General features: G+C 71.9%; 24 protein-coding genes. 13 read left to right on the forward strand and 11 right to left on the reverse strand.

What is annotated here, in order from left to right; genetic code table 11:
* Window positions 1-93: 93 nt before the first annotated feature.
* Window positions 94-555, reverse strand: a complete 462-nt coding sequence (locus tag ACZ43N_RS39275) for an NUDIX hydrolase (RefSeq protein ID WP_468104190.1) — start codon at window positions 553-555, stop codon at window positions 94-96.
* Window positions 556-875: 320 nt separating this feature from the next.
* Here ACZ43N_RS39275 and ACZ43N_RS39280 point away from each other — a divergent pair, with 320 nt between their 5' ends.
* Both ACZ43N_RS39280 and ACZ43N_RS39285 read left to right on the forward strand, forming a co-directional pair.
* The gene (locus tag ACZ43N_RS39280) at window positions 876-1856 is read left to right on the forward strand and encodes a LuxR C-terminal-related transcriptional regulator (protein WP_468104191.1); all 981 of its coding nucleotides are present in this window, start codon (window positions 876-878) and stop codon (window positions 1854-1856) included.
* A gap of 174 nt (window positions 1857-2030) precedes the next feature.
* A complete protein-coding gene (locus ACZ43N_RS39285) occupies window positions 2031-2270 on the forward strand; it encodes a hypothetical protein (protein WP_468104192.1) in 240 nt (79 codons plus the stop codon).
* A gap of 239 nt (window positions 2271-2509) precedes the next feature.
* On the opposite strand, the gene ACZ43N_RS39290 is transcribed toward ACZ43N_RS39285, so the two are convergent.
* Window positions 2510-3559 (reverse strand): hypothetical protein, encoded by a 1050-nt coding sequence (locus ACZ43N_RS39290; RefSeq protein ID WP_468104194.1) that lies wholly within the window; start codon window positions 3557-3559, stop codon window positions 2510-2512.
* Between the two features lies 1 nt (window position 3560).
* Window positions 3561-4085 carry an RNA polymerase sigma factor gene (locus ACZ43N_RS39295; protein ID WP_468104279.1) on the reverse strand — a complete coding sequence of 175 codons (525 nt, stop codon included), beginning with the start codon at window positions 4083-4085 and terminating at the stop codon, window positions 3561-3563.
* A 457-nt stretch (window positions 4086-4542) separates the two neighbouring features.
* Here ACZ43N_RS39295 and ACZ43N_RS39300 point away from each other — a divergent pair, with 457 nt between their 5' ends.
* The gene (locus tag ACZ43N_RS39300; RefSeq protein WP_468104196.1) at window positions 4543-5559 is read left to right on the forward strand and encodes an aspartate-semialdehyde dehydrogenase; all 1017 of its coding nucleotides are present in this window, start codon (window positions 4543-4545) and stop codon (window positions 5557-5559) included.
* Between the two features lie 57 nt (window positions 5560-5616).
* Here ACZ43N_RS39300 and ACZ43N_RS39305 read toward each other — a convergent pair whose 3' ends face one another.
* Both ACZ43N_RS39305 and ACZ43N_RS39310 read right to left on the reverse strand, forming a co-directional pair.
* A complete protein-coding gene (locus ACZ43N_RS39305; protein ID WP_468104198.1) occupies window positions 5617-5964 on the reverse strand; it encodes a type II toxin-antitoxin system PemK/MazF family toxin in 348 nt (115 codons plus the stop codon).
* Window positions 5951-6181 carry a ribbon-helix-helix domain-containing protein gene (locus ACZ43N_RS39310; protein WP_468104200.1) on the reverse strand — a complete coding sequence of 77 codons (231 nt, stop codon included), beginning with the start codon at window positions 6179-6181 and terminating at the stop codon, window positions 5951-5953. Before ACZ43N_RS39310 ends, ACZ43N_RS39305 begins: the two co-directional genes overlap by 14 nt.
* A gap of 100 nt (window positions 6182-6281) precedes the next feature.
* Between ACZ43N_RS39310 and pepN the strand changes: the two genes are divergently transcribed.
* Window positions 6282-8864 (forward strand): aminopeptidase N, encoded by a 2583-nt coding sequence (gene pepN / locus ACZ43N_RS39315; RefSeq protein ID WP_468104201.1) that lies wholly within the window; start codon window positions 6282-6284, stop codon window positions 8862-8864.
* A 108-nt stretch (window positions 8865-8972) separates the two neighbouring features.
* Here the strand turns inward: pepN and ACZ43N_RS39320 are convergent, their stop codons facing one another.
* On the reverse strand, window positions 8973-9908 hold the full coding sequence (locus tag ACZ43N_RS39320; RefSeq protein ID WP_468104202.1) for an EamA family transporter: 936 nt from the start codon (window positions 9906-9908) through the stop codon (window positions 8973-8975).
* Window positions 9909-10069: 161 nt separating this feature from the next.
* On the opposite strand from ACZ43N_RS39320, the gene ACZ43N_RS39325 reads away from it, so the two are divergent.
* Complete coding sequence (locus ACZ43N_RS39325) at window positions 10070-10588, forward strand: MarR family winged helix-turn-helix transcriptional regulator (RefSeq protein ID WP_468104204.1); 519 nt, start codon at window positions 10070-10072, stop codon at window positions 10586-10588.
* Window positions 10589-10592: 4 nt separating this feature from the next.
* Here the strand turns inward: ACZ43N_RS39325 and ACZ43N_RS39330 are convergent, their stop codons facing one another.
* Window positions 10593-12116 carry an FAD-dependent monooxygenase gene (locus tag ACZ43N_RS39330; RefSeq protein ID WP_468104205.1) on the reverse strand — a complete coding sequence of 508 codons (1524 nt, stop codon included), beginning with the start codon at window positions 12114-12116 and terminating at the stop codon, window positions 10593-10595.
* A gap of 138 nt (window positions 12117-12254) precedes the next feature.
* On the opposite strand from ACZ43N_RS39330, the gene ACZ43N_RS39335 reads away from it, so the two are divergent.
* Window positions 12255-12854 (forward strand): TetR/AcrR family transcriptional regulator, encoded by a 600-nt coding sequence (locus tag ACZ43N_RS39335; RefSeq protein ID WP_468104207.1) that lies wholly within the window; start codon window positions 12255-12257, stop codon window positions 12852-12854.
* A 120-nt stretch (window positions 12855-12974) separates the two neighbouring features.
* On the opposite strand, the gene ACZ43N_RS39340 is transcribed toward ACZ43N_RS39335, so the two are convergent.
* The 3 genes from ACZ43N_RS39340 to ACZ43N_RS39350 all read right to left on the reverse strand — a co-directional run bounded on the left by ACZ43N_RS39340 (window position 12975) and on the right by ACZ43N_RS39350 (window position 15907).
* The gene (locus tag ACZ43N_RS39340) at window positions 12975-13226 is read right to left on the reverse strand and encodes a hypothetical protein (protein ID WP_468104208.1); all 252 of its coding nucleotides are present in this window, start codon (window positions 13224-13226) and stop codon (window positions 12975-12977) included.
* A gap of 293 nt (window positions 13227-13519) precedes the next feature.
* The gene (gene malQ, locus ACZ43N_RS39345; RefSeq protein ID WP_468104210.1) at window positions 13520-15670 is read right to left on the reverse strand and encodes a 4-alpha-glucanotransferase; all 2151 of its coding nucleotides are present in this window, start codon (window positions 15668-15670) and stop codon (window positions 13520-13522) included.
* Entirely contained in the window at window positions 15671-15907 is a 237-nt protein-coding gene (locus ACZ43N_RS39350) for a hypothetical protein (protein ID WP_468104211.1), read from the reverse strand.
* A gap of 187 nt (window positions 15908-16094) precedes the next feature.
* Here ACZ43N_RS39350 and ACZ43N_RS39355 point away from each other — a divergent pair, with 187 nt between their 5' ends.
* Genes ACZ43N_RS39355 through ACZ43N_RS39365 form a run of 3 tightly spaced genes read left to right on the forward strand, consistent with a single transcriptional unit; the run spans window position 16095 to window position 18696 of the window.
* Window positions 16095-16628: a PadR family transcriptional regulator gene (locus tag ACZ43N_RS39355; RefSeq protein WP_468104213.1), complete on the forward strand. Its 534-nt coding sequence runs from the start codon at window positions 16095-16097 to the stop codon at window positions 16626-16628.
* Window positions 16625-17338, forward strand: a complete 714-nt coding sequence (locus tag ACZ43N_RS39360) for an ABC transporter ATP-binding protein (protein ID WP_468104215.1) — start codon at window positions 16625-16627, stop codon at window positions 17336-17338. The genes ACZ43N_RS39355 and ACZ43N_RS39360 overlap by 4 nt, the downstream gene beginning before the upstream one ends.
* Window positions 17335-18696: an ABC transporter permease gene (locus ACZ43N_RS39365; RefSeq protein ID WP_468104217.1), complete on the forward strand. Its 1362-nt coding sequence runs from the start codon at window positions 17335-17337 to the stop codon at window positions 18694-18696. Before ACZ43N_RS39360 ends, ACZ43N_RS39365 begins: the two co-directional genes overlap by 4 nt.
* Before the next feature lie 168 nt (window positions 18697-18864).
* Here the strand turns inward: ACZ43N_RS39365 and ACZ43N_RS39370 are convergent, their stop codons facing one another.
* Window positions 18865-19968, reverse strand: coding sequence for a mechanosensitive ion channel family protein (locus ACZ43N_RS39370; RefSeq protein ID WP_468104219.1), 1104 nt, complete (start codon window positions 19966-19968; stop codon window positions 18865-18867).
* Between the two features lie 315 nt (window positions 19969-20283).
* Between ACZ43N_RS39370 and ACZ43N_RS39375 the strand changes: the two genes are divergently transcribed.
* From ACZ43N_RS39375 to ACZ43N_RS39390, 4 genes are all read left to right on the forward strand, one after another.
* Window positions 20284-20820, forward strand: coding sequence for an HNH endonuclease (locus ACZ43N_RS39375; protein WP_468104221.1), 537 nt, complete (start codon window positions 20284-20286; stop codon window positions 20818-20820).
* A 237-nt stretch (window positions 20821-21057) separates the two neighbouring features.
* Window positions 21058-21894, forward strand: coding sequence for a hypothetical protein (locus ACZ43N_RS39380; protein ID WP_468104223.1), 837 nt, complete (start codon window positions 21058-21060; stop codon window positions 21892-21894).
* 150 nt (window positions 21895-22044) lie between these two features.
* Window positions 22045-23274: an ROK family transcriptional regulator gene (locus ACZ43N_RS39385; RefSeq protein WP_468104225.1), complete on the forward strand. Its 1230-nt coding sequence runs from the start codon at window positions 22045-22047 to the stop codon at window positions 23272-23274.
* Window positions 23275-23543: 269 nt separating this feature from the next.
* On the forward strand, window positions 23544-24881 hold the full coding sequence (locus ACZ43N_RS39390; protein ID WP_468104227.1) for an ABC transporter substrate-binding protein: 1338 nt from the start codon (window positions 23544-23546) through the stop codon (window positions 24879-24881).
* The last annotated feature ends 6 nt before the right edge of the window (window positions 24882-24887 follow it).

Genomic DNA, 24887 nt, shown 5'->3' on the forward strand with positions numbered 1-24887 from the left:
GACTTCCCACGGCTTCGGCCGCGCCACCTCGCACCCCCGGATCATCGGTCCCGGAGTGATCCAACCACCTCGGAGATCATTTCGTTAGGACTTCTAAGGGGCGACCGGCTGTTCCAGGTGGCCGTTCGGCGGGCGTTCCCGCCACAGGGTCAGGCCCACGTCCACCAGTCCGACCCTCTCCAGGCTCGGGACCTCCTCCAAGGGGTGCCACGCGGCCATGTCCGTCGAGCCGTTGGTCTCGTGGCGGAGGGTGCCGCCCGTCACCCGGCCCTCGTAGACGATACGGAGGCCGTGGAAGTCGGCGCGGCTGCCCAGACGGCGGGGATAGTCCCGTTTGATGGAGTCGACGCCGAGGAGCGCGGTCGGCTCGACGGTGTAGCCGGTCTCCTCGGCGGCCTCGCGGATGACGGTGTCGTAGGGGTCCTCGCCGTGGTCCATGCCCCCGCCTGGGAGGGTCCAGTGTTTGGTGCCGTCACGGGCGACCCAGCGGGCCAGCAGCAGCTGTCCGTCCCGTACGCAGACGGCGTAGGCCGCCACCCTCAACTCCTCGCGCATGAGGAGACGTTACTGAACGAACGGGGGAGAGGGCGGGTGCTCCCCACGTGGCACCCGCCCCCACCCGCCGGGGCGTTCGGCGCGACGGCCCGTCCCCCCGTTGGACGGGCCGCCGCACATCGGTGCGTTGCGCCCCTCGATCTTCTGCCGGGCCCCGGCCGAACACCAGAGGCGAAGGGTGGCCGCAATGCGCCATGGCACCGTCGTGCCTGCCCTGTAGCCTTCGCCACAAGACTCCGGATCCACCGCGAAACGGTCACAGATCGAACTAGGATTCCGCTTCGGGGGATTGAGGGGGTGGGGAGGCGAAAGGGCCGACTGTGCTGGACGAATTCCTGGAAGCGGACACCGAGGCCGTCCGCGTCTACCGGAGTCTGCTGACCAACCCGGCCTGGACCCTCCATGACGTCCAACAGCACACCGGTCTCACCGAGGACGAGGTACGGGCGGCCGTGGACCGGCTCTCGGACCTGTCCCTGCTGAGCCCGGTCACGGACACGACGTTCCTGCCGATGAACCCCGAGACGATCCTCGGGCCGGCGCTGCGCCGCCGCGAGTTCGAACTCGACGCCCAGCGCGCCCATCTGTCCCGGCATCAGGCAGTGGTCGCCGAATTCGCCAAGGAATACGCGGCGTTGGGGCTGCGGCACACCGGGGGCGCCGAGCATCTGGTCGGTGTGGACGCGGTCCGTACCCGGCTGGAGCAGCTGTCGCGGGACGCGGTGCACGAGGTCTGCACCTTCACCCCCGGCGGCGCCGTGAGCGCGGCCGGGCTGGAGTCGGCCCGCCCCCTGGACCAGGAGTCCTTCGACCGGGGCGTTCGGATGCGGTCCGTCTACCTCGACAGCGTCCGCAACGACCAGCCCACCTCCGACTACGCGGCCTGGCTCACCTCCATGGGCGGACAGGTGCGGACCGTGCCCGCCCTTCCGATGCGGATGATCATCTGCGATCGCGAGGTCGCGGTCGTGCCGGTGAACTCCGAGGACAGCCGCCAGGGGGCGCTCGTCGTCCGCTACCACGGGGTCGTACGGGCCTTGGCGGAACTCTTCGAGCTGGTCTGGGCCCAGGGCGTGCCGCTGGGCGCGGAGGCCCCGACGGCGGTGGGGGACGGGGCGAGCGAACGCGACCGGGTCCTGCTGAAGCTGCTGTCCGAGGGGATGACCGACCAGGGGATCGCCCGCAAGCTGGGGCTCTCGGTGCGTACGATCAGACGGCTGATGTCCGACCTGATGAAGCGGTTGGACGCGCAGAGCCGGTTCGAGGCGGGCGCGGAGGCGGTACGGCGGGGCTGGCTCTAGTGCCGGCACGGGGGACGCATGCTCAGGGCGCTAATCGCGGGCGTGGTGGCCCTGTCCTGCCATGGCCGCAAGCGGCCATGGTGAGCACCTGCGTTTCGGACGGTGATCAACCATGATCGGTCGTGGCCCTTCACAGGGCCCTCACCTGTAACCCCTCACGAAAGAGGAACGGTTGTGCATTCCTCGACGCGCTCTGGGCGCATCGGCGTCCTCACCCTCCTCGGTCTGGCTTCCGCCGCGGCGGCCCTCGTCCTCGGCACCGCCGTCGGCACCCAGGCGGGCACGCGGCTGGCTGCGGACGACGCCGTGACGGAGGTCGTCGTGCCCGCCAAGTCGGCCAAGGGCGGCGGCGTGCAGCCCGGGGTCGTCGTCCCCGGCCACAAGGAGACCTGGACCTGGGACGACAAGGAGTAACCGGTACGCCGGTCCCCTCGTCGTACCCCAGGCCGGAAGGCACCCTGGGATCACCAGGATCCGATCCGGGGTGCCCGGCGGTGCCGCCGCCGCTCAGGCCCGCCGGAATACGGCCCGCCGGTCACCCGGCGGGCCGTATGCGTACGTGCGCTCCCGCCGAGGGTCGGGGGCTCGGGCCGGCCGGTCCCGGCCCCCCGGGGGCTGTGGCGCGATGACGCGCCCAGCCACCCGGGGCGCCCTCACTCACAGGTCATGCCCTCCGACCCCGACAGCGCGTCCTCGATCCGGGCCCGCTCCCGCGCGATGTCGGTCGGACCCTTGATCCACCGGTCCGGTTCGGCGCCGTCGCGCGGGATGCCGATGAGGACGTGATCGCCTGTCGCCAGCCTGGGGTCGGCGTCCTGGTACATGGGGAAGACGATCTCCTTCTCACCCTTGTCCGGCTTGTAGTAGCGGTCGACGCGGAGGGTGACGCGGTCCCGCTCGGTGCCGGGGACGGGCTCGGCGGAGACGACGGTGCCCTCGACGATGAGGCGGGCGCAGGCGACGTAGCCCTCCTGGCTGAGCTTGCCGTCGCTGTCCCCGTTGCCCCCGCTCCGACTCTCGTCCTGCAGGCTGCCGCTCTTCGGGCCGTCGGCGCTGCTGGAGGCGTCCGACGAGTTCCCGGCGGTCGACCGGACGACGACGGCGCCCAGGCCCACGACGGCGGTGACGACGGCCGCGGCGGCGAGGGCACCGAAGGCGACGGACAGGGCCCGGCGCTGCCGCCGGGGGCGCACCGACCGCGTCGGCAGGGGCCTCACCGGCGCGACGGAGGCCGTCTCGGGCACGGGCTGCCGCCCGGTGACCGTCTCGGCGCCGGCCTCGTCGCCCGGCCGCGCGGCCACGCGTCGCCCCGGCGGCGCGCCGGCTTCCGCCTCCCTGGCGCCCGCACCGGCGTCGGCCCCGGCCAGGGCGTCGCCGATCAGCCCCAGCTGCTCCCTCAGCAGCACCACATCGGCCGCCGCCGCCCGCCGGGCGGCCATGAACTCGCCGTCCGCGAGCGCATCCTTCGGCAGCGGCTCGTCGAGGAGCGCGGCCATCAAGGCGTCCATACCGCCGTACTCGGCGCCCTCGAACACGGCTCCCTCGGCATCGACGCCGTCGACCGAGACGCCCTCGACCGAGACGCCCTCGACCGATACGCCCTCGACCGATACGCCCTCGACCGCGAGATCCTCGACCGCGAGATCCTCGAACATGACGTCGTCGGGTTCGGTGTCGTGCCGGTTGTTGTCCCGGGCGGCCATGTCACACCACCTCGTCCTCGTGCAGGCGGGCGCGCAGGGCGCGGACCGCTGAGTGGAGCCTGCTCTTGACCGTGCCCTCGGGGATGCCGAGCTCGTCGGCGATGTCCCGTACCGGCAGGTCGGCGTAGAAACGGAGGACGAGGACCTGACGCTGGGCGTCGGGCAGCTCGTCCAGGCCGCGGGTGACGGCGAGCGAGAGCACGCTGGAGTCCTCGCCGGAGGGGTGCTCCAGCTGGCGCAGCGAGGCCAGGCGCTCGCCGAGGCGCTCCTGGCGACGCTTGGCACGGTGCCAGTCCATCGCCAGGTTGGAGGCGACCACCGCCGCCCAAGCGGACACGTCCCGCGGTGCCTCACGGCCGCTCGCGGCCCGCTCCAGCAGCCGCAGCCGGACCTGCTGCACCCCGTCCGGCAGGTCCGACTGCGGCACACCGCCGAGCGCGAGCACCGCCCGCACCCGCCGCTCCTGGGCCGCGTCCAGCGGATCGACCCCCGCGACCTCCGCCGCCGGGCCCGTCACGGCGGCCAGCGGATCACCCCCGCCGCCGGTGCCGCCCGTGGCCGGCCGGCCGCCGGCCACCCGCAGCGGATCGTCCACCTCCTGGACGCGGCGCGCCTTTCTGCGCAGCACAGCCACCCCTCCCCTCCCGCGTTTCCCCTACGACGCCGGGGCGGGCCGAAACGTTCGATCATGTCCACGGCTTTCCCGCAGCATCGCAGAGGCGTACGTCACACCTTCGCGTGCGCGCGGGGCCGGTGGGCAGGGGGAAGGCAGCACAGCTTGCGGCGCCGAGCCCCCACCGGGCGAATATCTCCAGCTCAGACGGGGTGGCGGCCAAAGAACCGGACGCGGTGTCGCCGTCCCCCGTGTCCCACTTTCCGAGCGGCGCGGTCAAAGGATTGGACAGGCGGACCGGGAGTCACCGCATGATGGAAACGCCTCGGCCATGCAGCAGACACAGACAAGCCACGTAAAAGGAGTCACCGTGAGGGTCGGAATCGTCGGAGCCACCGGTCAGGTCGGCACGGTCATGCGCAGGATCCTCAAGGAGCGGAACTTCCCGACGGACGAGCTGCGTCTGTTCGCCTCCGCCCGCTCGGCCGGTTCGGTCATCGACGGGGTGACCGTCGAGGACGCGGCGACCGCCGACTACTCCGGCCTCGACATCGTCCTCTTCTCCGCCGGTGGCGCGACCTCCCGCGCGCTGGCCGAGAAGGTGGCCTCCCAGGGCGCCGTCGTCATCGACAACTCCTCCGCCTGGCGCCGCGACCCCGAGGTGCCCCTGGTGGTCTCCGAGGTGAACCCGCACGCCATCGCCGACCGCCCCAAGGGCATCATCGCCAACCCGAACTGCACGACGATGGCCGCGATGCCGGTCCTGCGTCCGCTGCACGAGGAAGCGGGCCTGGAGGCGCTGGTCGTCGCCACCTACCAGGCGGTGTCCGGCTCGGGTCTCGCGGGCGTCGCCGAGCTGCACGGCCAGGTCCAGAAGGTCGTCGCCGACGCGGACAAGCTGACCCACGACGGCGCGGCGGTCGACTTCCCCGAGCCGCAGGTCTACCAGCGCCCCATCGCCTTCAACGTGGTCCCGCTCGCGGGCTCCGTCGTCGACGACGGCCTGAACGAGACCGACGAGGAGCAGAAGCTCCGCCACGAGTCGCGCAAGATCCTGGAGATCCCCGGCCTCAAGGTCTCCGGCACCTGCGTCCGCGTCCCGGTGTTCTCCGGGCACTCCCTCCAGGTCAACGCCCGCTTCGCGCGTCCGATCTCCGTGGAGCGCGCGACCGAGCTGCTGGCCGGCGCGCCGGGTGTCGCCCTCTCCGACATCCCGACCCCCCTCCAGGCCGCCGGCCAGGACCCCTCCTACGTGGGCCGCATCCGCGCCGACGAGACCGTCGACAACGGCCTCGCCCTGTTCGTCTCCAACGACAACCTGCGCAAGGGTGCCGCGCTGAACGCGGTCCAGATCGCCGAGCTGGTGGCGGCGGAGCTGAGCGCGTAACCGGCGACGGCACGAGGAAAGGCGCCCGCCGGATGCCGGTGGGCGCCTTTGCCTCGCTCAGAGCGCCAGATGCCGGCGCAGGGCCACGTCGATCTCGGCCATGCGCTGACGCGGGACCGAGCCGATCCGCTGCAACACACGCCGCGGTGCGACAGCGCGGACCTGCTCGCACTGCGCCTTGGAGTCCTTGGCGAGACGGCTCTCACCCGCGCTCAGGAGGACCTGGAAGCTCAGGACACGAGAGGTGTTCGAGGTCAGCGGCACCACGGTGACGACGCCCCGGTCGTTCCGCTCGACGGACTCGTTCGCGCCGTTGTTGGACACGATCACCGCCGGCCTGACCTGGTGGGGCTCGCTCCCGCGCGCCGGTTCCAGCTCCACCAGGTAGATGTCACCGCGTTTCATCGGTGGTCCCGTCCCCGCTCGTCCGATCCCACAGGGCAGGGTCCCCGCTCCCGTCCCACTCGGCGAAAGCCTCGGTGTACTCCTGCTCCAGCTGCGTCTGCCGCAGCAGGCCGATGGCCGCGTGTATCACGGCCGACCGGGAATCGGCCGCCGTTCGCCGGGCGTACTCGTCGACGAAGGCAACGTCCTCCTGGGGCAGGCTCACACTGATCTTCATGACCTCGATGCTACCCACCTTCCTACCCCTATACCACCTGGTGGCACACCCCTGCCCGTGGAAGGATGACCCAACCCACACATAACGAGGAGATGACCGCGTGCCTGGCACAAACCTGACCCGCGAAGAGGCTCAGCAGCGGGCGGAGCTGCTCAGCGTTGACTCGTACGAGATCGAACTCGACCTCACCGGCGCGCAGGAGGGCGGCACCTACCGGTCCGTGACCACGGTGCGCTTCGACGTCGCCCGGGGCGGCACGGAAACCTTCATCGACCTGGTGGCCCCGACGGTCCACGAGGTGAGCCTGAACGGCGACGCGCTCGACCCGGCCGAGGTCTTCGCGGACTCCCGGATCACGCTCCCCGGCCTGCTGGAGGGGCGCAACGTCCTGCGCGTCGTGGCGGACTGCGCCTACACCAACACCGGTGAGGGTCTGCACCGGTTCGTCGACCCGGTCGACGACCAGGCATACCTGTACACCCAGTTCGAGGTCCCGGACGCCCGCCGTGTGTTCGCGAGCTTCGAGCAGCCGGACCTGAAGGCCACCTTCCAGTTCACCGTGAAGGCGCCGACCGGCTGGACCGTCATCTCCAACTCGCCGACGCCGGAGCCCAAGGACGACGTCTGGGTCTTCGAGCCGACGCCCCGTATCTCCACGTACATCACGGCGCTGATCGTCGGCCCGTACCACTCGGTGCACAGCGTGTACGAGAAGGACGGGCAGAGCGTGCCGTTGGGCATCTACTGCCGGCCGTCGCTGGCCGAGTACCTCGACTCCGACCACATCTTCGACGTGACCCGGCAGGGCTTCGAGTGGTTCCAGGAGAGGTTCGACTACGCGTACCCGTTCAAGAAGTACGACCAGCTGTTCGTACCGGAGTTCAACGCGGGCGCGATGGAGAACGCGGGCGCGGTCACCATCCGCGACCAGTACGTGTTCCGGTCGAAGGTGACGGACGCGGCGTACGAGATGCGTGCCGAGACCATCCTGCACGAGCTGGCCCACATGTGGTTCGGCGACCTCGTGACGATGGAGTGGTGGAACGACCTGTGGCTGAACGAGTCGTTCGCCACGTACACGTCGATCGCCTGCCAGGCGGCCCACCCCGAGTCGCGCTGGCCGCAGGCCTGGACGTCCTTCGCCAACTCCATGAAGACCTGGGCGTACCGGCAGGACCAGCTGCCGTCCACGCACCCGATCATGGCGGAGATCCGCGACCTGGACGACGTCCTCGTCAACTTCGACGGCATCACGTACGCCAAGGGCGCGTCGGTGCTGAAGCAGCTCGTCGCGTATGTCGGCGAGGACGAGTTCTTCCGGGGCGTGCAGGCGTACTTCAAGCGCCACGCCTACGGCAACACGCGCCTGTCGGACCTCCTCGGCGCCCTGGAGGAGACCTCCGGCCGCGATCTGAAGACCTGGTCGAAGCAATGGCTTGAGACGGCCGGCATCAACATCCTCCGCCCGGAGGTCGAGACCGACGCGGACGGTGTCATCACCTCCTTCGCGATCCGCCAGGAGGCCCCCGCGCTGCCCGTCGGCGCGAAGGGCGAGCCGACGCTGCGGCCGCACCGCATCGCGGTCGGCCTGTACGAACTCGACGAGGCGAGCGGCAAGCTGGTCCGCGACGAGCGCGTCGAGCTGGACGTGGACGGCGAACTGACCGCCGTGCCACAGCTGGTGGGCAAACGCCGCCCGGCGGTCGTCCTCCTCAACGACGACGACCTGTCGTACGCCAAGGTGCGCCTGGACGAGCAGTCCCTCGCCTTCGTCACCGAGCACCTCGGCGACTTCGCGTCCTCCCTCCCCCGTGCCCTGTGCTGGGCCTCGGCCTGGGACATGACCCGCGACGCCGAACTCGCCGCCCGCGACTACCTCTCGCTGGTCCTGTCCGGCATCGGAAAGGAGTCCGACATCGGTGTCGTCCAGTCGCTGCACCGTCAGGTGAAGCTGGCGATCGACCTGTACGCGGACCCGGCCGGCCGTGAGGCGCTGCTGGCCCGCTGGACGGACGCGACCCTCGCCCATCTGCGGGCCGCGGAGCCTGCCTCCGACCACCAGCTCGCCTGGGCCCGCGCGTTCGCCGCCACCGCCCGCACCCCCGAGCAGCTGGACCTGCTGGAGGCGCTGCTGGAGGGGACGCAGACGATCGAGGGGCTGGCCGTCGACACGGAGCTGCGCTGGTCGTTCGTCCAGCGGCTCGCGGCGGTGGGCCGCTACGACGAGGCGGAGATCGCCGGCGAGTACGAGCGCGACAGGACCGCTGCCGGTGAACGCCACGCCGCCACCGCCCGTGCGTCCCGCCCGACCCCGGAGGCCAAGGCCGAGGCCTGGTCCCAGGTCATCGAGTCGGACAAGCTTCCGAACGCCGTCCAGGAGGCGGTCATCGGCGGCTTCGTCCAGACGGACCAGCGCGAGCTGCTCGCCCCGTACACGGACAAGTACTTCGAGGTCGTCAAGGACATCTGGGAGTCCCGCTCCCACGAGATCGCCCAGCAGGTCGCCATCGGCCTCTACCCGACGATCCAGGTCTCGGACGAGACACTCCGCAAGACGGACGCCTGGCTCTCCTCGGCCGAGCCCAACGCGGCCCTGCGCCGTCTGGTCTCCGAGTCCCGCTCGGGCGTCGAGCGCGCCCTGAAGGCCCAGGCCGCGGACGCGGCGGCGACCTCGGCGGAGTAACCCGGTCCGGCTCGGGCTCCCCGACCGCGCGACGAGCGGCCCGCCGTACGAGAAGCAGGGGCGCCCGGTGGTCTCCACCGGGCGCCCCTGTCGTGCGCCGGTCCCGCCTCAGGCCGTTCGGGTGGTGTCGCGTACCAGCGGGGCCGGACGGTCGCCGGGCTCCTCGGTCTTCCCCGGTCGCCGGGCCGTACGCGGCTGGAGCTGGCCGAACACGGTCGCGGCGAAGGCGATCGCCATGCCGAGGAGCTGGAGGGGGGTGAGGGCCTGGCCGAGTGCGGCCCAGCCGATGACGGCGGCGGTCAGCGGGGAGAGGGGGCCGAGGAAGGTGACCTGGGTGGCGGAGAGGCGGCCGATGCCGCGGAACCAGAGCCAGTAGGAGACGGCGGTGTTGGCGAGGGCGAGGTAGAGGTAGCCGCCGATCGCCCGGCCGTCCAGCGCGGGCGGCGCGCCCTCGACGAGGAGGGCGATCGGCGCGATGAGCAGGCCCCCGGCGGTCAGCTGCCAGCCGGTGAGGGCGAGTGGCCCCACCCCTTCGGGACGGCCCCACCGCTTGGTGAGGACCACCCCGGAGGACATGGAGGCGGTCGAGCCGAGCGCCGCGAGCAGACCGACCGGGTCGAGCGCGCCGGACGCCTTCAGCACGACCAGACTGACGCCGAGCGCCGCGGCGATTCCGGTGAGCAGGGTCCGTACGGTGGGCCGCTCGCCCAGCAGCAGGGCCGCGAGCCCCGCGACGAACAGCGGCCCCACCGACCCGACCACCGCCGCCATTCCGCCCGGCAGCCGGTACGCCGAGAGGAACAGCAGCGGGAAGAAGGCGCCGATGTTCAGCGCGCCGAGCACCGCCGCCTTCCCCCACCAGGCGCCGCGCGGCAGCGTCCGGGAGAGCGCCAGGAGCAGCAGCCCGGCGGGCAGTGCCCGCATCAGCCCGGTGAACAGGGGCCGGTCGGCCGGCAGGAACTCGGTGGTGACGGCGTAGGTCGTGCCCCAGGAGATGGGCGCGAGGGCGGTCAGGGCTATGAGGGGGAGACGGTTCGCGGTCATGGGACGCGCCCTTCGCGCTCGGCTGGGTGGGGAGGGTCGAGGTGACGCGGACGCCAGCGGCGGCGGTCGGCGTTATCTTGCTTGCTATTAGCTTAGCGCTAAGCAACTTTCCGTCAAGCTACTTTCTTGCGACCGACCGACGCGCGTCCGATACTCGACCCATGACAGTGCGCCCCGAGCCCGACACACCCCCGCGCGACCCGGTCGACGCGATCATCGAGCAGTGGGCGGCCGTCCGCCCCGACCTCGACACCACCGCGATGGAGGTCTTCGGGCGCGTCTACCGGCTGTCCCGCACCCTCGGCGACCGCATGGAGAAGGCGTACGCGCGGTTCGGGGTCTCGCGCGGTGAGTTCGATGTCCTCGCGACCCTGCGCCGGTCCGGCGAGCCCTACACCCTCTCGCCCCGTCAGCTCTCGGGGGCCCTCATGCTCACCACCGGCGGTATGACCGGCCGCCTCGACAAACTCGAACGGGCGGGCCTGCTGCGCCGTTCACCCGACCCGCACGACCGCCGCGCCCTCCAGGTCACCCTCACGGACGAGGGTCTGCGGCTGATCGACGAGGCGGTGGCCGCGGGGCTCGCCGTCCAGACGGAGGCGCTCTCCCACCTGGACGAGGAACAGGCCGGCCAACTGGCCGGCCTGCTGCGTACGCTCGTGCTGGGGACGGGCTCGTGACGCCCTACGACTTGACCCCCAGCCATGTCGTCAGCGCCGCCTCGACCGCGCCGCCGTCGGCGTCGTCCGCCGCCCAGGCCACATAACCGTCGGGCCGCACGAGGACGGTCGTCCGGCGGTCGCCCGCCCAGGCCGCCACGGCCAGGCGGCCCTCACGGGACCCGGAGCCGAGCGCGAGCGGGTCGCCCAGCGGGGCGGTCCGCGGGGTGACGAGGACGAAGCGGCCGCCGCGCAACGCCTCGTGGAGTCGGCCGACGGAGAGGGCGACGTCGGGGACACGGGTCCCCACGAGGCGGTGGGCGCCCCGCGGGGCGGGGTAGGCGTATCCGATGCCGGAGATCTGGCCGATCATGCGGGCGCGGGCGGGCCCCACGCGGTTGAGGACCGTGGTGAGGGCGGCCCGGAACGCCAGCGTCCAGGGACGCCGGGCCATGGCGAGCCGGACGATGCCGCCGCTGCTGCGCAGCACCGCCCTGCCGACGGGGTGGCGTTCGGCCTGGTAGGTGTCCAGGAGAGCGGGGTCCGCGTGGCCGGACAGGACGGCGACGAGCTTCCAGCCGAGATTCGCGGCGTCCTGGAGGCCGGTGTTCATGCCCTGCCCCCCGGCCGGCGTGTGGACGTGGGCGGCGTCGCCGGCGAGGAAGACCCGGCCGACGCGATAGGCCGGCGCCTGGCGCTCGTCGCTGTGGAAACGGGACATCCAGCGGGCGTCCCGCATGCCGTGGTCCCGCCCGAGGGCGAGCCGGGTGATCTCCCTGACCTCCTCGAGATCGAGCGGCTCGGTGTCGGGGACGTCGCGGCCCCGGTGCCAGCCGATGACCCGGTGGTAGCCGTCACCGAAGGGTGCGATGAAGGCGAAGGCGTCACCGGCGGCGTTGGCGGTCAGCACCTGCTCCGGGGGGTCGTCGAGCCGCACGTCCGCGAGGACCACGGAACGGATGACGGGCCTCCCGGGGAACGGGAGCCCGATCGCCTCCCGCACGGCACTGCGGTGACCGTCCGCGCCGACCACATAGGCGGCGGTCAGCCGCTCGACGTCGCCTCCGCCCGCCCCCGGGGCGCGCACCTGCACGGTGACCGCGTCGGCGCCCGCATCCTGCTCGATCGCGGTCACCTCCGTCTCGTACCGGAAGCGGACCCCGGCCTCCACCGCCCGCCGCAGCAGCACCGCCTCCACCTCGTACTGCGGGATCACCAGCAGGTGGTTGAAGCGGGAGGGGAGGGTGTCGAGCCGCACGGAGAGCCGCCCGAAGAGGAGCATCCGGTCGAGCACTTGGCCCTTGGCCTCCAGTTCGTGGGCGAGCCCTCGGGCGTCGAGCTGCTCCAGCGTGCGGGCGTGCACGGCGAAGGCACGGGAGAGATTGCTGATGCCGCGGGGGCGCTTCTCGACGAGCGTGACCGGGACACCGGCCGCGGCGAGATCACCGGCGAGGAGCAGCCCGGTGGGGCCGGCCCCCACGACGATGACCTCGGCCGCGCCCTCACCACTGTCGTCGATGTGCCGGATGTCGCTGGTGCTGCCGTTCATATCGGCCTCCTGCCCGCACTCATGGACCACCGTTTGTAGGCCAACGCCTGTAGGTCAGCGCTTGTAGGCCAACGCTTGTTTGCCAACATACGTTGACCCCATTGGACTGTCAACGCCTGTTGGCCTACGGTTGTTGGCATGACGGAAACGGAATCCGGGCACGCCGCCCGACCCCACCGCCGCTCCGACGCCACACGGAGCGCGATCCTCGTCGCCGCGCGGGAGAGGTTCGCGGCCGACGGGTACGACCGGGCCACCATCCGGGCGATCGCCAAGGCGGCGAACATCGACCCGTCGATGGTCATGCGGTACTACGGCTCGAAGGAGGGCCTGTACGCCGCGGCGCTCGACGTCGACCTGCGGCTGCCCGACCCGGCCGCGCTGGACCCGCGGGACGTGGGACGCGTGCTGGTCGGCCACTTCCTCGACCTCTGGGAGGAGAACGAGGTGCTCAGTGCGATGCTCCGGGTGGGCGCCACCCACCAGGCCGGCGCCGAGCGGATGCAGGGCGTCTTCCGGGACCAGTTGCTGCCGCTCGCCCGGCAGGTGTGCCCCGACCCCGAGCAGGCCCCGACCCGGGCGGCGCTCATCGCGTCACAGGTGCTGGGGCTCGCGCTGACCCGCTACATCCTGCGGTTCCCGCCGACCGTCGCCCTGAGCCGCGAGGAGATCGTCGAGTGGCTGGGACCGACGGTGCAGCGCTATCTCACGGCGCCCGACCCGGCGCCGCACCCCTGAGCGGCGCGGGGTCGGGCGGCAGACGCCCGGGCGGCAGACGGCCGGGAACACGACGAGGGCACCCTGGGCGCACGGGTGTGCGCAGGGTGCCCTCGACGGAACGCCGTCAGTGGGGGTCGGTCAGGCCTTCGCCTTGGCCTTGGGCTCGCGGTCCGTCGACCTGTCCAGGACCATCACCAGGCCGGCGATCACCGCGAACAGCGCGATCGGCGCCACGACGTAGAGGCCCAGCGTCTCGATCACACTGAGGCCCGGACCCGGGTCGTCTCCGTCGTCGGGCGTCAGCGCGAGCGCGGGGGACGACATGAGCAGCATCATCAGCGTCGTACCGGCGGCCAGGGCGCCGGCGCGCAGGGCGTTCTTCTTGTCCACGGGGCCAACGTATCTAACGCGGGTGGCGTGTGCGCGGGCGGGGGGTGTGGTCGGGTGTGGGGCCGCGTGTTCGGTGCGGGTGGTTCGTGGCTGGTCGCGCAGTTCCCCGCGCCCCCTGAACGGTCGGGCCTGCGGCCAGCCCTTCAGGGGAAACGCACGGGGCGCAGCCCTGCTGTTCAGGGACGCGGGGAACTGCGCGAGAAACCACAACGGACCCGCATCCGCCAAAGCATCCCCACCCCGGAGCTACTGGGCGCCCCGAAGCACTCCCCAACGCGCCCCGCAGCACTCCCCTACGCGCCCCGCAGCACCTCCACCAGCGCCCGCAGCCGAGGCGACGCCGCCAGGTCCTCCAGGGTCACCGGCCGGCCCCCCGCGTCAGCGATCGGCAGGCGCCAGTTCGGATACTGATCCCACGTACCGGGCAGGTTCTGCGGCCGCCGGTCCCCGATCGCGTCGGGGAGCCAGAGGCCGATCATCCGGGCCGGGGTCCGCAGCAGGAACCGGTGGAGGGCCTGGATCTCGGCCTCCTCGGAGACCGCGGACAGGCCGCCGCTCGCCCCGTTGAGCAGGCCCAGCCTCCTCAGGACCGCCAGCCACTCGCTCGCTTCGGCGGCGGCCTCGGCCCGCTCCTCGGCCAGGGGGCGGGTCAGCAGGCCGAGCCGGTGGCGGAGGTCGACGTGGTCGCCGGTGAGCCGGGACGCGGTCGGCGGCAGGTCGTGGGTGGTGGCGGTCGCCAGGCAGTTCGCCCGCCAGCGCTCGGGCGGGAGCGGGCGCCCGCTGCCTTCCCAGTCCCGCTCGAACCACAGCACCGACGTGCCCAGCACGCCCCGCTCGTCGAGCGTCTCCCGTACGCCCGGCTCGACGGTGCCGAGGTCCTCGCCGATCACCAGCGCACCCGCGCGCGCCGCCTCCAGCACCAGGATCGCGAGCATCGCGTCGGCGTCGTAGCGGACGTAGGTGCCTTCCGTCGGCGGCCGGCCCTGCGGGACCCACCACAGGCGGAACAGGCCCATGACGTGGTCGATGCGCAGGGCGCCCGCGTGGCGCAGGAGGGCGCGCAGGAGGCGGCGGTAGGGGGCGTAGCCGGACTCGGCGAGGCGGTCGGGGCGCCAGGGGGGCAGGCCCCAGTCCTGGCCGCGGGAGTTGAACGCGTCGGGGGGCGCGCCGATGGACATGCCGGCCGCGACGTACCGCTGCAGGGCCCAGGCGTCGGCCCCGCCGGGGTGGACGCCCACCGCGAGGTCGTGCACCAGGCCGATCGGCATGCCGGCGTCGCGTGCGGAGCGCTGCGCAGTGCCGAGCTGCGCATCGGTGAGCCAGGCGAGCCGGGTGTGGAAGTCGACGCGGTCCATCAGCTCGGCGCGGGCACGGGCGGTCTCGGCGGAGCGCGGGTCGCGCAGGCCCGGGGGCCACCGGTGCCAGTCGGGGCCGTACACCTCGGCGAGCGCGCACCAGGTGGCGTGGTCCTCCAGTGCGTCGCCCTCCTCGGCGAGGAAGTCCCAGTAGGCGGCCAGCCGCCCGGGGCCGAGCGGGACGGCTCGCACCCGCTCCAGCGCCTCCCGTTTGAGCTCCCACACGGCGTCGCGGTCGATCAGCTCGCCCTTGTCGAGCACGGACTCCCGCAGCCGTGCGGCCCGCTCCGGCAGCGTGCGGACGAGGTCGTCGTCGTCCGCGGCGAGCGCGTACGGGTACTCCGGGATGTCCTCGACGCGCAGATGGACCGGGTCGGGGTAGCGGCGGGAGGAGGGGCGGTACGGGGAGGGGTCGGTGGGGGCGCCGGGTACGGCCGCGTGCAGCGGGTTGACCTGGACGAATCCGGCGCCGAGGGCGCGGCCGGCCCAGGCGGTGAGCTCGGCGAGGTCGCCGAGGTCCCCCATGCCCCAGCTGCGCCGGGAGAGCAGGGAGTAGAGCTGGACGAGGAGTCCGTAGGTGCGGCCGGGCGGGGCGGGGAGCCGCGGCGGGGCCACGACGAGATGGGCGACGGCGGTGCGGCCGTCCGGGGTGGTGGCGCGCAGGGTGTGCACACCGGGTGGCAGGTCCTGGACGGCGGTCCGCACGCCACTCTGTTCGGCCTCGACGTTCCCGCCCTGTTCGGTCTCGATGCGCAGCCGGGTGCCCTCCGGGAGGGCGGCCAGGGCCGCGGGGGGCTCGCCGCCGCCCCAGTGCACCAACGTAGGCGGCAGCAGGCGTGCGGCCAGCCGCCGTTCGCGTTCCGCGAGGGCCGTGTCGACGGCCTGGGGTGTGCTCGCGTCCACGTCCAGCGCCGCGAGGGCGGCGACGACCGCGCCGTCCGAGGCGGCGACCGTACGGTCCGGGGACGGGCGGTAGGAGGTGGCGACCCCGTACGACGCGGCGAGCCGCGCCAGCGGGGTCGTCTCCGACGGCTCCGCGAGGGCGTCGGAGAGTGGTGGTTCTCCCGGGTCGGCCGGGCGTGGTGGCATCTAGACCCCCGATGCGGCGCCGCTGGACGTGGGTTCGCTGGTGAGGGGTGCCGCGTCCGCGAGGGGCGGCTCGCTCGTGAGGGGCTCGGCGTCCGGGAGCGGGGGCTCGCTGGTCAGCGGCGCCTCGGCGCAGGGTCCCTCCGCGCTGAACACGCAGACATGGGGTTCGACGAGCCGGTGGGGCTCGAAGACACGTTTGGAGCGGGCCTGGGTCGGAAGGTGTACCGGTGCGGCCACGGGGGCCTCCTTGTCGTCCTACGACGGTGGATGTGCGGGTCCGGGGTACTCCAGCCCTACCCAGTGGGCGCCGTCGCAGACGTGTGTGGGCGGACATCGTGGTCCGGGTCACGCCGAACGACCTGGTGCGAGGATTTCCGCCGCCCACTATTCACTCAGTACATGTACTCGATGCATACTGGTTCCCATGAGCACCCGTCACATCCTGTTGGGGCTGCTCGCCAGGGGGCCGAGTCATGGCTACGACCTCAAGCGACGGCACGACGAACGTTTCCCGCAGGCCCGCCCGCTGGCCTACGGCCAGGTCTACACGACCCTCCAGCGGCTGGTCCGCGACGGCCTCGCCGAGGTCGACGGCACCGAGGCGGACAGCGGCCCGGAGCGGACCATGTACCGCTCGACGGACGAGGGGGCGCGCGAGCTGGCCCGGTGGGCCGGTGAGATCGCGCCGCCCGCGCCGTTCGTGACGAACGAGATCTTCGCCAAGCTCGTCGTGTCGATCCTCGCCGACGGCGACCCGGCGGCCTACCTCCGGGCGCAGCGCACCGCCCACATGGACCGGATGCGGGAGCTGACCGCCGTGAAGACCGCGGCGGCGGCCGACCTCGCGACCGTGCTCTCGGCGGACTACGCCCTCAACCATCTCGACGCCGACCTCCGCTGGATGAACACCACCGCGGCCCGGCTGACCAACCTGACCTCGGAGGTCGACCCAGCATGAGCGAGAACAACCCGGGCCCCGTGCCGCTCCTCGCGGCCCGCGGCCTGGTCAAGGCGCACGGCAGGACGCAGGCGCTGCGGGGTGCCTCCCTGGAGCTGCGCGAGGGCGAGATTCTCGCCGTCACGGGGGCCAGCGGCAGCGGCAAGTCCACGTTGCTGCACTGCCTGGCGGGGATCGCTCGGCCGGACGAGGGATCGGTGGCGTACGCCGGGAAGCGGCTGGACCAGTTGCCCGAGAAGCAGCTCAGCGAGCTGCGCCGGACCGACTTCGGGATCGTCTTCCAGTTCGGGCAGCTGATCCCGGAGCTGACCGCCGTCGACAACGTGGCGCTGCCGCTGCTGCTGGCCGGCACCGCCCGCGGCGAGGCGCGGGCACGGGCCGGTGAGTGGCTGGAGCGGTTCGGCGTCCGCGGCCAGGAGGAGCTGCGGCCCGGCGAGCTGAGCGGCGGTCAGGCCCAGCGGGTGTCGCTGGCGCGGGCCCTGGTGACGGGGCCGAAGGTGGTGTTCGCGGACGAGCCGACCGGGGCGCTGGACTCGCTGGCGAGCGAGCAGGTGATGGCGGCGCTGGTGCACACGGCCCGTGAGGCCGGTACGTCGGTGCTGCTGATCACGCACGACGCGCAGACCGCGGCGTACGCGGACCGCGAGGTCACGCTGCAGGACGGCGTCGTGGTCTCGGAAGCCGAGGCACCGCTGGGGGTGTCCCGTTGAGCGCCCTCGCGAACGACCTGCGCCTCGCCTTCCTGCTGACGCAGGGCTCGGACCGCCGGGAGTGGTGGCGGGTGATCCTGACGGCGCTGGGGGCCGCGCTGGCGACGGGTTTCGGGCTGGCGGCGGCCGTACTGGCCTCCCTCCAGGGGCGCTACCGGGTTCCGGTGGCCGAGGGGCTGCTGGACAATCCCGGCCAGCGTTCCGGGGTGATCCTGACCCTGCTGCTCCTGCTGGTCCCGGTGCTCGGGTTCCTCGGCCAGTGTGCCCGGGTGGGCGCCGTGCACCGGGACCGACGGCTGGCCGGGCTGCGGCTGGCCGGGGCCTCGGTGGGGCAGGTGCGCCGGATCGCGGCGCTGGAGGCCGGGATCGCCTGTCTGATCGGCTCGCTGGTCGTCACCGTCTTCTTCGTGCTGTCGCTGCTGCGCGAGTGGCGAAGCCCTTCCGCCCTGGCCTGGGCGGGGATCGCCCTGGTGTCACTGGGGGTGCCCGCCCTGGGCGCGCTGGTGAGCGTGCTGGCGCTGCGCCGTGTGGTGGCCTCCCCGCTGGGCTGGGTCCGGCGGGTGGGGCCGAGGACGGGCCGGGGTCCGCAGTGGGTGTTCCTGGGGGCGATGGCACTTCTGGTGCTCGTGGCGCTGGTCGCCGTCGCCTCCACCTACATGGACATGCCGGAGAACACCTTCAAGTCGGGACCGCTGACGTTGTTCGGCGCGCTGCTCACGGTGGGCGCGGGCGCGGTCCTGCTCTCGGGCGCAGTCGCGAAACTCACCGGCAAGGTGCTCTCCGGCCGCGCGGGGAATCCGGCGGTCCTGATCGCCGCCGAGCGGCTCCGCCAGGACCCCTGGGCGGCGGCCCGCACCCACGCGGCCGTCCTCATGGGGACCGTCGTCGGCAGCGGGTTCATCGGGGTCAGGGCCACGCTGCTCGCGGACATCGCGAAGTACGACTACCTGGCCGAGCGCGCCGACTTCTACACCGCAGGCCTGAACCTGACCGCCACCGCGATCGTCGTCGGCTTCGCCATCACCTTCTCCGCGCTGGCCGTCGGCACCGCCGAGTCGCTCGCCACCCGCCGCCGGGGCCTCGCCGCCCAGGTCGCCGCCGGGGTGCCGTACGAGGTGCTGGGGCGCGCGCTGCTCCTGGAGACGGCGCTGCCCCTGGTGCCGTCGATGCTGCTGGCCGGGGCCGGCGGCACGGGCATCGCCTTCGCCTACGCCATGGCCATGGCCGGGTCCTCGGTCCTGCCGTTCGGCGCCCTGCTGGTCCCCGTCGTGGCGTTCGGCGCCTGCCTTCTGGCGGCGGCCACGTCCCTGCCCCTGCTGCGCCGGACGGTGCGGCCGGGCGAGCTGCGGTACGCGTAGCGGAGGCGAGGCCGCGGCGGACATGGCCCGGCCGATCGCCCGCGCTCTGGGGCGTACGGGGGTCCTCCCGGAGCGCGGAAAAGCACTGGGGGCGCCCGGATCACTCCGGGCGCCCCCAGTGACGACACGTGCGGGCGCGCCGCGGGCGACCGCGACGCGTCGTGCGCCCTACTTCGTCGGCACTCCCGACGGGGTGATCGGCGTGGCCCGCTCCGACTGCGGGGAGGTCGTGTTGGCGTACACCGATGGGGGCGAGACCGCGGCGGCGGCATCGTCGGCGGGGCCGTCGGGCTGGGCGGGTATGCCCCCGACGATGCGGATGTCGGCGGCGTCGAAGGCCTTCTTGATGCGCCAGCGCAGCTCGCGCTCGATGGTGAGGGACTTGCCGGGCATGGTCTTGGCGGAGACGCGGACGACCATCGACTCCAGCAGCACGTCGTCCAGGCCGAGGACCTCGATCGGGCCCCACAGCAGCTCGTTCCAGGGCTCTTCCTTGCTCATCGTCTCGCCGACCTCCATGAGCGTGCGGCGGACCCTGTCGAGGTCCTCGTCGGCACGGACGGTGACGTCGACGCCGGCCGTGGCCCAGCCCTGGGAGAGGTTGCCGATGCGCTTGACCTCGCCGTTGCGGACGTACCAGATCTCGCCGTTGTCGCCGCGGAGCTTGGTGACGCGCAGGCCGACCTCGATGACCTCGCCGGAGGCGACGCCCGCGTCGACGGTGTCGCCGACGCCGTACTGGTCCTCCAGGATCATGAAGACGCCGGAGAGGAAGTCCGTGACCAGGTTCCGGGCGCCGAAACCGATCGCGACACCCGCGACACCGGCGGAGGCGAGCAGCGGGGCCAGGTTGATCTCGAAGGTGGCGAGCACCATCAGGGCGGCCGTGCCCAGGATCAGGAAGGACGCCACCGAGCGCAGCACCGAGCCGATCGCCTGGGAGCGCTGACGGCGGCGCTCGACGTTGACCAGCAGCCCGCCGAGCGTGGAGCCCTCGGTGGCCGGCACGGAGCGGTTCATCCGGTCGATGAGCTTGGTGATCGCCCGCCGGACCACCACTCTCAGCACCGCCGCGATGACCACGATCAGGAGCACGCGCAGACCGATGGCCAGCCATGTGGACCAGTTCTCCTCCACCCAACTGGCGGCGTTGGTCGCGCTCTCCTGAGCGTCCTCCAGGGTGGGCACCGCGGGCGTCGTCGGCGTCTGCGAAGGGGACGGCGACGGCGACGCGGCGGCCAGTAGGAGGGGCAGGGACGAAACGGGCGACACGGCGGATACCTCCAGGTGCGTTATCCGCCCCCCGGTACGGCGGTCAAGATCAATCAGGTCACGGAAGGGTCACCGGAGGGGCAGACCCACCACACTAACGGGGCATTGTGTGGAGGTCGTAGCGACGTTCGAGGGAGACAGGGCGCTCACCAGGGAGTGAAGGGCGCACACAGCGGGGGATGAATCAAGGTGTGGTCGAAAACACTCCCAGCCCGTTACCGGGACATGGTGGCGCTTCCACCAGGCCTGAGGGGAGACTGACTACGGATCGTCCACGGCGCGAGCCACGCGCCGCCGGCGTACAAGGAGGCATCCGTGCCGCATGTCCTGGTCCTCAACGCGTCGTACGAGCCGCTCGGCGTCGTACCGCTCCGCCGCGCGCTCGTCCTCGTCCTGGAGAACAAGGCCGTCTCCTTGGAGGAATCCGGCGCCTTCATGCACAGCGCGACCGTCACAGTCCCCGCACCCAGCGTGGTCCGGCTCAAGCGATTCGTCCGGGTTCCCTATCGGGGGCCCGTTCCTCTGACCCGTCGGGCGCTGTTCGCGCGTGACGGGGGCCGGTGCATGTACTGCGGTGGCGTCGCAACCAGCGTCGACCACGTCATCCCGCGCAGCCGCGGGGGCAAGCACGTGTGGGACAACGTCGTCGCGTCGTGCCGTCGCTGCAATCACGTCAAGGCCGACCGTCACCTCGTCGAGATCGGCTGGCGGCTCCGCCACAAACCCGCTCCGCCCACCGGCCTGGCCTGGCGCATCATCGGGACCGGCCACAGGGACCCGCGCTGGCTGCCCTACCTCCAGCCGTACGGCGCGGACGACACCCTGGCCCGGATCGACGGCATCTCCGCCTGACGGTCCGGGCCTTCGCATCACCGGGCGCCCCCGCCGGACAGCGGCCGAGGGGCGCCCGGCGTCTTGATGCCGCGCCCCCATCCGGAACGCCAACCTCCGCCTGACCAGGCATTTCGCCACCGCCTTCACAGGTGCTCCGCATTCCCCACGCACCAGTGATCGTTTAGTGTCACCCCAACGGCGGACCCTTGTTCTGGAGCGCAATGCCCGGGGGCCCGCTCCGAATGTGGGGAATTCATGCGAAAGCTCGCCATAGGTGCCGTCGTTTCCGGCGCCCTGGCTCTCACCGGCCTCACCGCACCCGCCGCACTGGCCGACACGCCGGACCTCAGCTTCGGCGTCGTCACGGTGAACAACGGCAAGCCGATCGTGGTCGGCACCTACGAGAAGGTGACCTTCCCGGTCACGTACAGCGTCACCCGCCCGTCGGACCTCGTCATCGACTACGAGAAGAACTTCCTGGGCATCGCCCTGTACCGGGGCCGGCTCGCGAGCCCCGCGAACGGCCTGGACGGCTCCGCGAAGGAGCCCGTCTGTACCACCACGGCGACGACGGAGACCACGGTGACGCAGTCCTGCGCGACCAAGGTGACCATCGACCCGCGGGAGAACCTGCTGAGCGCCGCGGACGCCACCACCTGGAAGGTCGCCGCCGTCTACGGCCACACGACCGTCGACGAGGACGACTCCGACGACCACATCAGCTTCGAGAACGGCTTCGACGTCTGGGGCAACCTCGGCACCACCAAGCTCCAGCGCGCAGCGAAGCTCACCGTGAACGCCACCCCGGAACCGGTCGTCAGGGGCCGGACCCTGACCGTCAAGGGCGCGCTCACCCGCGCGAACTGGGAGACCCGCAGTTACACGGGCTACCGGGACCAGAAGGTGACGCTCCAGTTCAAGGCTAAGGGTGCGACCGCCTACACCGACGTGAAGACGGTGACCTCCGGAACCGGCGGCACCCTGTCCACCACGGTGAAGGCCTCGCAGGACGGCTCGTACCGCTTCACGTTCGGGGGCACCTCCACGACCGCGGCCAAGACGTCCGCCGGTGACTACGTCGACGTGAAGTAACACCACTCCCGCATCGCGGGCACCCCCGGGTAACGACTCCGTCGCCCGGGGCTTTTTTCGTCTGGCTCGTATTGACTCCCCTCTGGTCTAGTCCTATCTTCCTGGCATCCGATAGGAAACCTTCCTAATAGTTCGGCGGTGACGTTCCCCATGGCTGGAACCCCTCGCGTACTGCGCGCCATGAACGACCGCGCCGCGCTCGACCTGCTGCTGGAGCACGGGCCGCTGTCGCGGACCCGGCTCGGCAAGCTCACCGGACTGTCGAAGCCGACCGCCTCACAGCTCCTCGCCCGGCTGGAGGCCGCCGGGCTCGTCATCGCCGGCGGCACCGGCGCCGACGGGCCCGGCGACGACAGCTCCGGCGCGGGCCGGCCCGGACCCAACGCCCAGCTGTACGCGGTCAACCCGACCGCCGCGTACGTCGCCGGGCTCGACGTCACCCCCGAGCGCGTCCTCGCCGCCGTCGCCGACATCACCGGCCGCACGGTCGGCGAGCACTCCGTCCCCACTCCCGGACGGCGCCCCTCCGAGCCCGTCGCACGCCAGGTCACCGCCGCGTTCGACGGGGCGGTCAAGGCCGCCGGACTCGTACGGTCCGACGTCCGCCGGCTGGTCATCGGGACACCCGGCGCGTTCGACCCCACCACCGGTCGGCTGCGCTACGCCTCGCACCTGCCCGGCTGGCACTCCCCCGCGCTGCTCGACGACATCGCCGCCGCGCTGCCGATGCCGGTCGAGTACGAGAACGACGTGAACCTCGTCGCCCTCGCCGAACAGCGGCTGGGCGCCGCCCAGGGCCACGACGACTTCGTCCTGCTGTGGAACGAGGGCGGCATCGGCGCGGCGGTCGTCCTCGGCGGACGGCTGCACCGGGGCTTCACCGGTGGCGCCGGGGAGGTCGGCTTCCTGCCCGTCCCCGGAGTGCCACTGGTCCGCCATGTCACCAAGGCGAACAGCGGGGGCTTCCAGGAGCTCGCCGGTTCGCAGGTCATCCCCCGGCTCGCCCGGGAGCTGGGCATCACCCCGGTGCCGGACGGGCCGTACGCCGAGGTCGCGGCGGAACTGCTGGGCCGGGCCGCCGATGCGAACTCCGGTCCGCACCGGCGACTTCTGGCCACGTACGCCACAAGTGTCGCGACCGGACTGGCCTCGCTGGTGTCCGTTCTCGATCCCGAGCTGATCGTTCTGAGCGGCTCGGCGCTCACCTCCGGCGGGGAGCCGTTGCGGTCCCTCGTCCAGGCCGAGCTGGGAGAGCTCGCCGCATCCCGGCCGCGGCTCGTCGTCGGTGACGTGCTCGAACGTCCCGTACTGCGGGGGGCGTTGGAGAGCGCGCTCGCCACCACCCGTGACGAGGTCTTCGACACGCTGACGCTCCGCTGAATCGGCCGGCTTCGAGACCGTCCGAGAACTGCGGGCCCGTCGCGGCAGCACGCCCACGCGGCTGAGCCGCAGCACATCCATACCCCTGCCCGCCACAACCGCCCCGCGCCTACAGGGTTTCCCGGCGCGCCCGCTCCCTCCCCTCCCCTCACCCTCCCCTCCCCTCACCCTCCCCTCCCCTCACCCTCCCCTCCCCTCCCCTCCCCCTCCCCTCCCCTCCCCTCCCCCTCTCCTTTCCCTCGCCCACTCCGCCCTCAGGAGGCCCCTCAATGTCCGGAATATCCAAGAAAGCGGCGATCGCTCTCGCCGCCTCCGCCTCTCTCGCCCTGCTCGCCACCGCCTGCACCGGGCAGTCCTCGGCCGGTGCGAACGACGACCCCGACGCCACGACGACGATCACCTTCTGGCACGGCTGGAGCGCGCCCGCCGAGGTCGAGGCGATCCAGGAGAACGTGGACCGGTTCGAGGAGGCGCACCCGAACATCACCGTGAAGGTCGTCGGGAACATCAACGACGACAAGCTCAACCAGGCGCTGCGGGCGGGCGGTTCGAACGGGCCGGACGTGGTGTCGTCGTTCACCACGTCCAACGTCGGCAAGTTCTGCTCGTCCGGCGCGTTCCTCGACCTGAAGCCGTTCATCGAGAAGTCGAAGCTCGACCTCGACAAGATCATCCCGAAGCCGATGCTTGACTACACGCAGTTCGAGGGCACCCGGTGCGCCCTGCCGCTGCTGGGTGACGCGTACGGGCTCTACTACAACAAGGACGCGTTCGAGAAGGCGGGCATCAAGTCACCGCCGAAGACCTGGTCGGAGTTCGCGAAGGTCGCCAAGAAGCTGACCAAGCCCAAGGGCGACGGCTACGCGCAGCTCGGGTTCATGCCGAACTACCACGGCTACGAGACGGTCGTGGACCACTACATGTCCCAGTGGGACCACGCCTACTTCGACGCGGACGGCAAGTCGAACATCGCCAAGGACCCCGCGTTCGCGGAGATGTTCACGTTCCAGAAGAGCCTGGTGGACTCGCTGGGCGGCTTCGCGAAGCTGGAGAAGTACCGGAACACCTTCGGCGACGAGTGGGGGGCCAAGCACCCCTTCCAGACCGGTCAGGTGGCCATGCAGCTGGACGGCGAGTGGCGGCTCGGGATGGCCGAGGCCGCCGGCGTGGACTTCGAGATCGGCACCGCGCCCCTGCCCGTCGCGGACGACGAGGTCGACGAGTACGGCAAGGGCTTCCTCTCCGGCACGATCATCGGCATCGCCCCGCAGAGCCGGAAGCAGAACGCGGCCTGGGAGCTGGTGAGGTATCTGACGACGGACACCGAGGCGGTGGTCTCCTTCGCCAACGCCATCCACAACGTGCCGTCGACCTTCGCGGCGCTGAAGTCGCCCGAGCTGAAGGCGGACCCCGGCTTCAAGACGTTCCTGGACATCGCCCGGCACCCGGAGTCGAACACGCCGCCGGCCTCCGTCAACGGCTCGACGTACCAGACGACGCTCCAGGACTTCGGCTACCGGTACGAGTCCGGCAAGGTGAAGAACCTCCAGGAAGGGCTGGAGAAGACCGCGAAGCAGATCGACACCGACATCGAACAGGCGAAGTAGCCTCCG

Source organism: Streptomyces sp. NPDC030814 (assembly GCF_055572155.1).